Source organism: Polaromonas sp. P1_E1_2 (assembly GCF_056406035.1).
Genome location: NZ_JBFUAZ010000053.1, coordinates 1 through 12465, shown reverse-complemented (window position 1 = coordinate 12465; position 12465 = coordinate 1). Strand labels below are relative to the sequence as shown.

Genomic DNA, 12465 nt, shown 5'->3' with positions numbered 1-12465 from the left:
GGCCTTGGGGGCGCGCTTCAGCTACCGCGCGAGCCCGCCAACCTGGAAATGGATCTCAACATCATCGGCGCCGCGTTTGTGGTGGTGGTGGTCGGGGGCATGGGCTCCATCCCGGGTGCCTACGTGGCGGCACTGCTGATTGCCGAACTCAAGGCCATTTGCATCTGGCTGGGGCTGGTTGAAATTGCGGGTATCAGCATCTCTTTTTCCAAGCTGACCCTGGTGGTGGAGTTCGTGGTGATGGCTGTTGTCCTGGTGGCCCGACCCTGGGGGTTGTTCGGCAGGCCACAGGCGCCCAACCGGCATGCAGGCATGGCCGAAGAACCGCTGCGCCGGCCACACCGCTTGTATGTCTGGGGTTGTGCGGGCCTGCTGGCGCTACTGGCTTTGATGCCTGTGCTGGCGGCACAGTCCCCTTACGTCACCGTGTTACTGATTGACTTGCTGGTTGCCGTCCTGTTCGCTGTCAGCCTGCATTTCATCATGGGGCCCGCGGGAATGCACTCGTTCGGGCATGCCGCCTACTTCGGCCTTGGGGCCTATGGCGCCGCCTTGCTGGTACGAAGCCTGAACATGCCCATGGAGCTGGCTCTGGTCGTGGCACCCGTTGTGGCGGCCGTGGGGGCCTTTGTGTATGGTTGGTTCTGCGTCAGATTGTCTGGTGTTTATCTGGCGATGCTGACGCTGGCCTTTGCACAAATCACCTGGGCAGTTTGTTATCAATGGGACGTGTTCACCGGCGGCAGCAACGGATTGACCGGCGTCTGGCCTTCCGAGTGGCTGGCGGACAAGCGCATTTATTACTACCTCACTCTTGTCCTGGTGGCCGGGGGCGTCTTGCTGATGCACCGAATTCTGTATTCACCGTTTGGCTATGGCATGCGTGCGGCACGCGACTCGGTGCTGCGTTCGGACGCCATCGGCATGAATGTCAAACGCCTGCAATGGGTTGCGTTTGTGATTGCAGGTTCATTTGCGGGGCTGGCCGGTGCGCTTTATGCTTTTTCAAAAGGCAGCATTTCGCCTGAAAGCCTGCACGTCAGCAAGTCGATCGATGGTCTGGTGATGGTTTTGCTGGGGGGTATCCAGACGCTTTTGGGACCTGTCGTGGGGGCCGTCACATTCACGTGGCTGCACGATACCGTGGCGCGAAACACCGACTATTGGCGGGCCATGCTGGGCGCCATCATCCTGGTTCTTGTGCTGCTGTTCCCCCAGGGAATTGCAGGCTTTGCCAAACAGCTGCTGGCCAGTCGCCGCAGTGCGGGAGAAAAGTCATGAGCTTGCTGAAGGTATCAGGATTAGGAAAATCCTTTGGCGGTGTCAGGGCTGTCGATAGCGTGAATTTCGAGCTGGCGCAGGGCGAACTATTGGCTTTGATTGGGCCCAACGGCGCCGGAAAATCAACCATGTTCAACATGGTCAATGGGCAGTTGCGTGCAGATGCCGGCTCCATTCAGCTGGACTCGCAGGAGCTGATCGGCCTGGCGCCCCGGGATATCTGGCGCCGCGGTGTCAGCCGGACATTCCAGATCGCGGAAACCTTTTCCTCGCTGACGGTAGTGGAAAACGTCCAGATGACCTTGTTATCTGCGGACAGGAAGTTGTTTTCCATGTGGCGCCGCGCCGCAGATTACAAACGCGACGAGGCCATGGCACTCCTTGAGCAGGTCAATATGAAAGCGCAGGCTGACCGCCCTTGCAGCGTGCTGGCGTACGGGGACGTCAAGCGCGTTGAGCTCGCCATGGCCATGGCCAACAACCCTAAATTACTGCTCATGGATGAGCCGACAGCCGGCATGGCGCCCAGAGAGCGGAATGACCTGATGGCGTTGACTAAACAACTGGTCATTGACCGGGGCATGGCGGTGCTGTTTACCGAGCACAGCATGGACGTGGTGTTTGCCTATGCCGACCGCATGATCGTGCTGGCGCGCGGCCGGTTGATTGCGGAAGGCAAGCCACTGGAAATTCGCGACCACCCCGAAGTCCAGGAAGTCTATTTTGGCAGTGGCAAAACTTTCGAGAAGAAAGCCATTGAAAAGGAGATGGCGTAATGCGCGACGGCAAAGAGATGCTGCTGGAGGCGAAAGACCTGTCGGCCTGGTATGGTGCGGCGCAAATACTGTTTGGCGTCAATCTCTCGGTCGGGCGCGGCGAGGTCGTCGCCTTGATGGGGCGCAACGGCGCCGGCAAATCGACCACCCTGAAGACGCTGATCGGGATGCTCGACAAGCGGCGTGGCAGCGTGACCTTTCTTGGCAAAGATATCTCCGGCAGTGAACCACACCATGCGGCTCGCATGGGTCTGGGGTTTGTGCCGGAAGACCGGCGAATCTTCACCGACCTGACCGTGAATGAAAACCTGGAAGTAGGACGGCAGGCGCCGCGCCGCTGGCCCGACGGCAGCGAGGCTCCCTTGTGGACGCAGGAACGCCTCTTCAAGCTGTTTCCCAACCTCGGTGAGATGCCCACGCGCCCCGGCGGCCGCATGAGTGGCGGCGAGCAGCAAATGCTGACGGTGGCCAGGACCTTGATGGGAAATCCCTATCTGGTTCTGCTTGACGAGCCTTCCGAAGGCGTAGCGCCCGTCATTGTGGAGCAAATGGCCAACATGATTCTGGAGCTGAAGGCCCATGGCGTGAGCATTCTGCTGTCCGAGCAAAACATGCATTTCGCCGAACTGGTGTCAGACAGGGCGTACGTCCTGGAGAAAGGGCAAATCCGTTTTGAAGGATCCATTGCGGAGCTGGCTGCCAATGAAGAAGTGCGCCGTGCCTATCTCAGTGTGTAGGCTGCGCCGCAACCTGGTTATGGTTCGGTAAATATGGGTTTGACAGTCACGCTTTCCGTTAATCAGCAAAAGCGTACGCTGCCTGTTGCGGAGCAGGCCAGCCTGCTGACGGTGCTGCGTAACGATTTCGCGCTGAATGGCCCGAAATATGGCTGCGGTCTGGGAGAGTGTGGCGCATGCACCGTGCTGGTCGACGGTGTGGCGGCACGCGCTTGCGTTATTCCGGCGTGCGGCGTGGCGGGCCGCGAAATCACCACCCTTGAGGGTCTGGGTACGCCGGCGGCCCTTCACCCGGTCCAGCAGGCGTTTATCGAAGAGCAGGCCGCCCAGTGCGGCTACTGCCTGAACGGCATGATCATGATGACCGTCGCATTGCTGGCGCGAAACCCCGCGCCTGGCGAGGATGACATACGCCGCGAGCTGTCAGGCAATCTCTGCCGCTGCGGCACGCACCTGGAGATCGTGAAGGCTGTGCTGCGTGCGGCAGAGCTGACGCGCCAAAGCCTTGCCCGGGGTAACTCGCCATGACGCGTCGCGCCGATGCGCCCCTGACACGCGCCGATTTTCATGCGGCCAGCGGCGTCTTGCTGGTGAGCCGCGAGCCGCCGCCGGCGCCTCCACCCGCCCGTGGCCAACCTGCACTGGTCAGCGCCAATCCGCAAGAGGGCGTTGAAATACTGGTTGCCGTGTGGGATGACGGCAGCGTGACGGCCCTGAACGGCCATGTAGATCTTGGCACCGGTATCCGGACGGCCCTGGCGCAGATCGTGGCTGAAGAGCTGGACGTTGCGCTCGGGCAGGTCAGCATGGTTCTTGGGGACACGACGCGCGCACCCAATCAGGGGGCCACGATTGCCAGCGCGTCCATCCAGGTTCATGCCGTCCCTTTGCGGGCCGCGGCGGCGCAGGCACGCGCGTGGCTGGTGACGCGTGCCGCCGGCGTGCTGCAGGTGGACCCTTCCCTGCTCGCCGTGCGAGACGGCGTTGTTTCCGTGGTGGGGCAGGACGATAAATCGGTGACGTATGGCGCATTGCTGGTCAATGAGCATGCACATCTCTCGCTGGTGCCGGGCACCCCTGTCAAGGATGCTGCCGACTACCGCCTGGTGGGGACCAGCGCGGCACGCCTGGATATCCCGGCCAAGGCCACCGGCGCTCTGACGTTTGTGCACGACATGCGCGTGCCCGGCATGCTGCACGGCCGCGTCGTGCGGCCACCTTATGCCGGCGCCGACAACGGCGACTTCATCGGCAATACGCTGGAATCAGTGGATGAATCATCGATCGCGCACATTCCGGGCATTCGCGCGGTGGTGGTGATCCGCGACTTTGTCGGCATTGTCGCGGAGCGCGAAGAGCAGGCCGAACAGGCGCTGCGTGAATTGCGTGTCAGCTGGAAGCCGTGGCCCGGTCTCGCCAATCTGGGCGACCTTGAGCAGGCGATCCGCAACAACCCGGCCACGCAGCGCAGGCTTGTCGACGACGGCAACGTGGACACCGCGATGGCAAGCGCGGCACAAGCCCTGGCGCGCAACTACGTCTGGCCCTATCAAATGCACGGCTCCCTCGGGCCCTCGTGCGCCGTGGCCGACTGGCAGCAGGAGCGCCTGACGGTATGGGCGGGAACCCAAAACCCCCATGTGCTGCGGACCGATTTATCACGACTGATCGGCCTGGCCGATGTCGCCATTGATGTGATCCGCATGGAAGCGGCAGGCTGCTACGGGCGAAACTGCGCTGACGATGTGGCGGCAGATGCCGCGCTGCTGTCGCGTGCCGCTGGCTGCCCCGTGCGTGTGCAACTGACGCGTGAGCAGGAAAACGCCTGGGAACCCAAAGGCGCCGCCCAGCTCATGCAAGTGAACGGCGGGTTGAATGCCGACGGATCGGTGGCTGCGTATGACTTTCAAACCTCATACCCTTCAAACGGCGCTCCCACGCTGGCGCTTTTGCTCACGCGCACCATTGAGCCTGTTGCGCAGGCCTATGAAATGGGCGATCGGACCGCCCGGCCGCCCTACGACTACGCCAACATGCGCATCGCCGTCAATGACATGGCGCCGCTGTTGCGTGCGTCATGGCTGCGCGGTGTCTCGGCGCTGCCCAATTCATTCGCGCATGAGTCCTACATCGACGAACTGGCAACAGCAGCCGGTGTCGATCCGGTGGAGTTTCGGCTGAGGTACCTGAAAGAGCCGCGCGCTGCCGAGCTGGTGCGCGCCACGGCCGAGCGCGCCGGCTGGATGGCGCATACGACACCGCAGCAGCAGCCGGCAGCGCCAGGTGACCCACAGGACGTCGTGCGCGGCCAGGGCTTTGCGTATGCCCGCTACATGCACAGCAAATGGCCGGGGTTTGGGGCGGCATGGGCGGCCTGGGTGGCCGACGTCGAAGTGAATCGCAAGACGGGCGAGGTGCATGTCCGGCGCGTCGTGGTAGGGCATGACGCCGGCACGCTGATCAACCCCGCCGGGGTTCAGCACCAGATCCATGGCAATGTAGTGCAGACGACCAGCCGTGCACTCACGGAACAGGTCACGGTGTCGCCCAAGACAAATCAGGTGACCAGCCTGGAATGGGGAAGCTATCCAATCCTGAACTTCCGGGACGTGCCGGTGATTGAGGTCGTGACCATGGCGCGCCCCGGTGAGCCACCGCTTGGCGCCGGAGAGTCGTCTTCGGTGCCGGGTACGGCAGCTATTGCCAACGCCATTTTTGATGCCACCGGCGTGCGTTTTCGCCAGCCGCCTTTCACGCCGGAAGTCGTACGTGCTGCGCTCAACCCGGGGCTCGCGGCCGCGCCAGCTATCCCGGCGGCTCCGGCCCGGTTGCCAAATCCCGCACCTGAGGGCACGGCATGGCCGAAAGGCATGGCCTGGTGGTCCCGCGCAGGCGCCTTGCTCGCGGGGGTTGTGGGCATCGTGTGGGCGCTGGCAGGCGGCCGATCGGTCATCGCCCCGGTGGCGCAGAGCGGCGCATCCGTCTACACCGCCGCAACCCTGGAGCGCGGCCGGCAGCTCGCTGCCGCGGGCGATTGTGTGGTGTGCCACACAGCACCCGGCGGCATACCCAATGCCGGCGGCAGGGCCATGGATACGCCTTTCGGAAAGATTGTTACCACCAACCTCACGCCCGATGCGGACACCGGAATAGGTTTGTGGTCTTTTAGCGCCTTCCAGCGCGCCATGCGTGAAGGAATTTCCCGCGATGGTCACTATTTGTATCCCGCGTTTCCCTATACCGCGTTCGCCAAAACCAGCGATGAAGATCTGACCGCGCTGTATGCCTACCTGATGGCCCAGCCCCCCGTGCGATCAGAACCACCGGCCACGCGGCTGGCTTTTCCCTTTGGTGTGCGGCCGCTGATGGCTGGATGGAATGCCCTGTTTCATGACCCGGCACCTTACCGGGTCGACCCGGCGCAGACTGCCGAATGGAATCGTGGTGCCTACCTGGTCAACGGCCTGGGCCATTGCGGCGCCTGCCACACGCCACGCAACGCCGCGGGCGCAGAGCGCAGCGGGAAGGCTTTTTTAAGCGGGGCCGTGGTGGATGGCTGGGACGCTCCGGCGCTGACCGCGCTCTCGCGTGCGCCCGTGCCCTGGAACGCCGCGGAACTGTACCGCTACCTGCGTAGCGGCTACTCTTCGCAGCACGGTATTGCCGCGGGCCCCATGGCGCCTGTGATCAAGGAACTGGCTGCCTTGCCCGAAGAAGATATTCGTGCAATGGCGGCTTACCTCGTGTCTTTTAATGAGCCAACTACGGAAGCCGAAAGCGTCCAACGCAGCAGGCAGGTCGTCTTGTCCACCCGGCAATCTGCCGGCAACTTGCCGGGCCCTGGCCAGCGCCTGTTCGATGGCGCTTGCGCATCGTGCCATCACGATGGCGACGGCCCGCGACTGCTGGGTGTGAACGTGCCGCTGGCCCTTAACAGCAAGCTGCACAGCGAGCGGCCCGACAATCTGGTGCGGGTGATCCTTGAGGGAATTCAGTCACCGGCGAGCAAAGATATCGGGTTCATGCCGGCTTTTCGCCATAGCCTGGATGATGCCCAGGTTGCAGCGCTGGCTGCTTATATGCGCGGACGCTATGCCCCCTCGGAACCGGTCTGGCAGGATTTGCCGGCAATCGTTTCACGGCTTCGCGCCACGCCGGGCCAGCACTGAATCTTTTCAATCAGGCGAAGGCCGCGCGGCCTGCGTCGCCCTGACAAGCGCCGCGCGCGCCAGCAGGCGTGTGGAGTCCAGAGTCGGCAGGGGCGAGTTTGAATCGCTCATGATCAGGGGGATTTCCGTGCAGCCCAGGACGACAGCATCACAGCCGTTGCTTTTCATCCGGTCAATGACTTTCTGAAAATACCCGATCGCTTCCGGCTTGAAGACACCGTACACCAGCTCGTCCATGATGATGCGGTTGATTTCGTCGCGCTCCGCGCCATCTGGACGCAGGTATTGCAGTCCGCGGGCCGCGAGCTTGTCGGGGTAGACCTCACTGTCGACGAGCCATCGCGTGCCGGTGATGCCGATGCGCCGGAACCCGCGCCTGGCCGCTTCTTCGGCAACGACTTCTGCGATATGGAGCCAGGGCAGGGGGGATCGTTCCTGTACGTAAGCAAACGCCTGGTGAATGGTGTTGTCGGGGCAGACTAGGAAGTCCGCCCCGGCTTTTGCGAGCTTGTGCGCGGAGGCGAGCATGATGTCGCCCACGCCGTCCCAGTCGTTGCGATAGATGCACGCCATGTAATCTGAAAGCGACGGCGTATGCATGGACACTTCAGGGTGGGCATGCGGCCCCATGGACCCGGCGCCTTCCACACAGATGGTTTGATAACAAAGCGCAGCGCCTTCGGCGGAGCAGCCGACGATACCGATGTGTTGGGGCATGACCTGTCTCCGTATTTGCTACGCGGGCTCTGGCACCGGGTCGGCAGCAGGCGAGGTGGCCGGGTGCGGTGTGACTTCTCCCTCAGCGAGTTCCCCTCCCAATGCCTCCAGCATGTCCGGAATCAGCGAAGACAGCTCGCCGGTAATGATGGCCGCATCGCTGTCAAAGCCGTCGTCGTCCTTGCCGCTTTCCTGTACGCCGTCCAGCACCACATCGAGCAGCTTGAGTTTTTTCAGCTGCGCGGTTTCCGTCAGCACAAAAGACACGCGCTCGTTCCACGTCATCGCCAGCTGTGTGGGTAGTTTGCCGGCAGCAATGTGCTGGGCCACTTCGTCGATCTCCAGCGTGTGGCGCGAATAGCGCACCGTGGACTTCTGGTCATCGGGTGTCTTGAGCTCGCAGTCGCGGTCTACCGTGAAGTTATATGGCGCTTCCCGGGTCGACAGCCAGTGCGACATGGCAGCAGCGGCCGACATTTGCGTCTGGACGGGGCTGGCCTTCAGGCCGGGCAGGGCGCCCGGCACCTCGCTCAACGCTTCCACGAAGTAACTCACGATTTTGTCGGCACCTGTGAGGTTGCCGGAGTCAACCACCAGGAATTTGTTGACGACGTCGATCCAGAGCGTGGTGGTCGAGCGTTTGGTGAAGGCGCGCGGCAGCAGGTCCAGCATGACTTCCTGCTTGAACTCTTTYTTGATCTTGGCGCCCACGCGTTCGCGGCCGGTTTCTTCCTTGTATTTTTCGATGCGTTCTTCCACCGCGGCCTTGATGGCGGACGAAGGCACAGGGCGGCGTTCGGTGCAGAGGCGGGCGATTAACTGGCGGCCCACGCTTTCGAGCAGTACGGTGCTTTTGTTGCCGCGCGGTGGCACCCAGCCACTGGATTCAGGCTCTGTTGCGCCGCAGGGAACGAAACGGTGGGACTGGAAAATTTCTTCAAGCACGTCCAGCGGAGGAAGCACAAAATCGTCGGCAATGCGGAAAAAGATTGCGGTGTTGAACATGAAATCCGGGGAAGAGGTTAAAAAAGAGACTGCCGGAAGGCCGATGAGGGGGCGGAAAATCCGCGGTGAGAACCAGCCGGATACAGAGAAATTCTACCGGGCGCCCTGTCTGCAGAATGTAACGGCCGGCAAGGGCTTGAAGACCTTCATTCAATATCAAACGAATGGATGCCGTAGGCACCCTTGCGGCGGTCTTCGAAGTACTGCTCCAGCGTCTGCTTGACCGTCTTGAAGGCAATTTCGTCCCAGGGAATTTCGGCCTCAGTGAACAGTTTGGCCTCCATGGTCTCATGGCCTGGATTGAATTCGGTGCTCAAAAGCCGAGCCCGGTAATACATGTGCACCTGCCCGACGCGCACCACGTTCATAACCGTGAAAAGGCCCTGCATTTCATATTGGGCGCCGGCTTCTTCATCGGTTTCACGGGCTGCGCCCTGCGAGGTGGTTTCGCCCAGCTCCATGAAGCCGGCAGGCAAGGTCCACTTGCCCCGGCGCGGCTCGATATTGCGTTTGCAGAGCAGCACTTGCGCGCCGTCCTCGCCCCAGCTGGGCACGGTGCCGACGACATTGAGCGGGTTTTCGTAGTGAACCGTGTTGCAGGCCGGGCAGACGGCCCGCTCTTTCGTGTCACCGTCGTCCGGCAAGCGATAAGCCACGGCGGTGCCGCAGACGCGGCAGTGGTTCAGGGGCGGACGTTGCATCAGATGAGTGTAGCGGCTTTGCGCCGGCCGAGGCCTGCCAGGGGGCACTGCAGGCCCCCCGCAGTGCTATAAAAAACGTAGCTGCTTACGCCGATGCTTATTGGGTGCATGGCCTATTTTGCTTACCCTTCCTATTTGAGTGACGAGTAATTCACCGGGACCCAGGCGTATGCCTTGCCCGCGCCCTTGCGCACATGGCCAAGGCCAGGGAAGGCGATATGCGCCGCGCCGACCAGGTAGCCATTTTTGGCGGCATCGGCGTAGGCCTTGGCGCGTTCCTTGGCGGCCGGTGGGGACTCGGAGTCAAACTTGATGGTGACCTCCGGGTTGTCGAACTGGACTGCCGCCACATGCATCAGGTCGCCCCACAGCATCAGCTTCTCCCCCTTGCTTTCCACCACATACACGCTGTGGCCGGCGGTGTGGCCGTGAGCGGGCTGCGCCTTCACGCCGGGCACGAGCTCGGTGACGCCTTCAAAGGTCTTGAGCTTGCCGGCCGTTGCGTAAGGCTTGATGGACGCCATGGCACCCTGGAAAAAGCCTTGGGATTCTTTGGGCGCTGCGTTCATTTTGGCTTCATCCAGCCAGAAGTCGGCGTCCGCCTTGTCCACACGCACAACGGCATTCGGAAACGCCATGGCGCCGTTCACCACCAGGCCGCCCACGTGGTCGGGGTGCATGTGGGTGATATAGATCTCGTCGACCTGCTCGGGCTGGTAGCCGGCGGCTTTGAGGTTGGCCTGCAGGCTGCCCAGCGTCGGGCCGAAGAGGCCGGACGCACCCGTGTCGATCAGCACCAGCTTGCTGCCGGTGTTGATGAGGTAGGCATTGACTGAAGTCTCGACTGCGTCAGGTAAAAAAGAACGCTTCAGTGCCGCGCCGACTTTCGCCGGCGTTGTGTTGGTGAGCAGGTCTTTCACGGGCAGCTTGACAGTGCCGTCCGACAGGGCGGTGACTTCAAAATCGCCCAGCGTGACGCGGTAGTAGCCGGGCGCCTGGCTCTTGACCATGGGGCCGGCCGCAAAAGCGGGCAAGGTGAAAGAAGCGCTCAGGCTTGAGGCCAGGATGGTGGCTGCCAGGGTYTTCAAAAAGCGTGACATGAAAAAACTTCCTTGGGTAAATGGAATGATGGACCGGACTCACCCGTCATACGGGGACCGGGTGGATTCTTATGCAGGCGCGCCATGAATGAAGCCGCAGCCGCAGTAACCCGGCTGTCGTGCTGGTTTTGCCCGAAGTGGAGTGCTATTAAATCAGGAGCCGATTGCGCCCGTATTCATTGGGCTGAAAGCCGAAAAGGCATAAGAACATGGGTAGGGCATAAAAAAACCGGGCATAAGCCCGGTTTCATGAATGCGCACCCAGCACGGGTATTGATCAAGTCTTGGTCGTCTTGGTGTGCTTTTCAATCAGGGCGCGTGCCGTGTCCAGCAGCTTCTTGCCGTCAAAACCCTTCTTGTTCATGTCTTCCACCCATTCGACTTCCACCGTACGCGATTTGCGGCGGAATTCCTGGGCTTCGGCCGCGCTCACGGTGTAAATCGTGTTGCCGCGGTCACTGGCGGTCTTGCGGCCGGGAACGTCGTTGCCCTGCTGCACCTTGCCCAGCCATGCCGAGGTGGCCATGCCGGAGTTGTTGTCGATGACCTTCTTGAGGTCGGGTGCGAGCGAGTTGTATTTCGCCTTGTTCATGGCCATCACAAAGGTGGTGGTGTAAAGGCTGCCGCCGGCGGGGTCGAACTCGGCATGGAATTTGGTGAGCTCGTTGACCTTGACCGAAGGCACGACTTCCCACGGAATCACGCACCCTGTAATGGTGCCCTTGCTCAGCGCGTCGGGAATCTGCGGCAGCGGCATGCCGACGGGCGTGGCGCCCAGCACGCCCATGAGCTTGGTGACCTGGCGGGTCGGCGCGCGCAGCTTGAGGCCGCGCATGTCGGCAATCGACTTGACGGGCTTGTCGACCGTGTGGATCACACCGGGGCCGTGCACCTGCAGCGCCAGCACCTGCGTATCCTTGAATTCATCGGGTGCAACGGTTTGCACGTATTCCCAGAACGCCTTGGAAGTCGCTTCGGCGTTGGACATCATGAAGGGCAGCTCAAACACCTCGATCCGCGGGAAGCGGCCGGCCGTATTGCCGGGCAATGTCCACACCACGTCAACCACGCCGTCTTTGGCCTGGTCGTAGAGCTGTACAGGCGTGCCGCCCAGCTGCATGGCCGGGTAGCCTTCAAACTTGATACGGCCGCCGGATTCTTTTTCGACCTTGTCCATCCAGGGCTTGTGCATGGCCAGCCAGACATTGGACGAGGGCGACATGAAAGTATGGAACTTCAGTGTCACGGCCTGCTGGGCCAGGCCCGACAGCGCCGGTGCGCCCAAGGCTGCGGCGGCGCTGGTCTTGAGAAGGGTTCGTCGCTGAATCATGGCGTGTCTCCTATAAACAATTTGACTAACTTAAGGCAAGCGGATGGGTTTGAGAAGCGGTAAAAGCCCTAGCCATAGACCCTAGCTGATGTATTTCACCAGCCACAGCGATATGCCCGGGAACAGCAGCAGCAGGGTGGTGCGGATGGTGTCGCTGATGAGGAATGGCATGACACCTTTGTAGCTTTCGCTGATAGGCACGTCTTTGGCCAGGCCATTGACCACATAGACGTTCAGGCCCACCGGCGGCGCCAGCATGCCAAAGCCGACCGTCATCAGTACCATGATGCCGAACCAGATCGCGGTGGATTCCTTGGCCATGCCGAAATCCAGGCCCATCACCATCGGGAAAAAGATGGGAATCGTCAGCAGCAGCATGGACAACTCGTCCATCACGGCCCCCAGCACCACGTAAAACAGCAGGATGGCCGTGACAACCATCAGCGGCGACAGTCCCCAACCGCCGACCACGCCGGCGAGCTGGTTAGGCACCTGCGTCAGGGCCAGGGCGGAGTTCATGAGGTCGGCGCCTATAAAGATCAGGAAGATCATGGCCGAGCTTTCCGCCGTGGCATAAAAGCACAGCTTGAATTTGGCCCAGGTGATCTCGCGCTTGAGCAAGGCGGCTACGAAAGTGGCGGCGGCACCC

General features: G+C 61.7%; 11 protein-coding genes. 5 read left to right on the top strand and 6 right to left on the bottom strand.

All coding sequences use genetic code 11. The features are described 5' to 3' along the window. From AC1D1P_RS04970 to AC1D1P_RS04950, 5 genes are all read left to right on the top strand, one after another. On the top strand, positions 1-1281 hold a 1281-nt coding region (locus AC1D1P_RS04970), incomplete at its 5' end, for a branched-chain amino acid ABC transporter permease (RefSeq protein ID WP_477672263.1). Then, positions 1278-2057 (top strand): ABC transporter ATP-binding protein, encoded by a 780-nt coding sequence (locus AC1D1P_RS04965; protein ID WP_477669079.1) that lies wholly within the window; start codon positions 1278-1280, stop codon positions 2055-2057. The genes AC1D1P_RS04970 and AC1D1P_RS04965, both read left to right, overlap by 4 nt. Further along, on the top strand, positions 2057-2794 hold the full coding sequence (locus tag AC1D1P_RS04960) for an ABC transporter ATP-binding protein (protein ID WP_477669080.1): 738 nt from the start codon (positions 2057-2059) through the stop codon (positions 2792-2794). The genes AC1D1P_RS04965 and AC1D1P_RS04960 overlap by 1 nt, the downstream gene beginning before the upstream one ends. A gap of 39 nt (positions 2795-2833) precedes the next feature. Then, positions 2834-3322, top strand: coding sequence for a (2Fe-2S)-binding protein (locus AC1D1P_RS04955; RefSeq protein ID WP_477672262.1), 489 nt, complete (start codon positions 2834-2836; stop codon positions 3320-3322). Then, positions 3319-6963 (top strand): molybdopterin cofactor-binding domain-containing protein, encoded by a 3645-nt coding sequence (locus tag AC1D1P_RS04950; RefSeq protein ID WP_477672261.1) that lies wholly within the window; start codon positions 3319-3321, stop codon positions 6961-6963. Before AC1D1P_RS04955 ends, AC1D1P_RS04950 begins: the two co-directional genes overlap by 4 nt. Before the next feature lie 6 nt (positions 6964-6969). On the opposite strand, the gene AC1D1P_RS04945 is transcribed toward AC1D1P_RS04950, so the two are convergent. From AC1D1P_RS04945 to AC1D1P_RS04920, 6 genes are all read right to left on the bottom strand, one after another. After that, positions 6970-7680, bottom strand: coding sequence for an aspartate/glutamate racemase family protein (locus AC1D1P_RS04945; RefSeq protein WP_477669083.1), 711 nt, complete (start codon positions 7678-7680; stop codon positions 6970-6972). 18 nt (positions 7681-7698) lie between these two features. Further along, positions 7699-8685, bottom strand: coding sequence for a recombination-associated protein RdgC (locus AC1D1P_RS04940; RefSeq protein ID WP_477672260.1), 987 nt, complete (start codon positions 8683-8685; stop codon positions 7699-7701). A 146-nt stretch (positions 8686-8831) separates the two neighbouring features. Then, complete coding sequence (locus AC1D1P_RS04935) at positions 8832-9386, bottom strand: NUDIX hydrolase (RefSeq protein WP_477669085.1); 555 nt, start codon at positions 9384-9386, stop codon at positions 8832-8834. A 131-nt stretch (positions 9387-9517) separates the two neighbouring features. After that, the gene (locus AC1D1P_RS04930) at positions 9518-10486 is read right to left on the bottom strand and encodes an MBL fold metallo-hydrolase (protein WP_477669086.1); all 969 of its coding nucleotides are present in this window, start codon (positions 10484-10486) and stop codon (positions 9518-9520) included. Between the two features lie 277 nt (positions 10487-10763). Beyond that, positions 10764-11816, bottom strand: coding sequence for a TRAP transporter substrate-binding protein (locus AC1D1P_RS04925; RefSeq protein ID WP_477669087.1), 1053 nt, complete (start codon positions 11814-11816; stop codon positions 10764-10766). 81 nt (positions 11817-11897) lie between these two features. Continuing rightward, on the bottom strand, positions 11898-12465 hold a 568-nt coding region (locus AC1D1P_RS04920; protein ID WP_477672259.1), incomplete at its 5' end, for a TRAP transporter large permease subunit.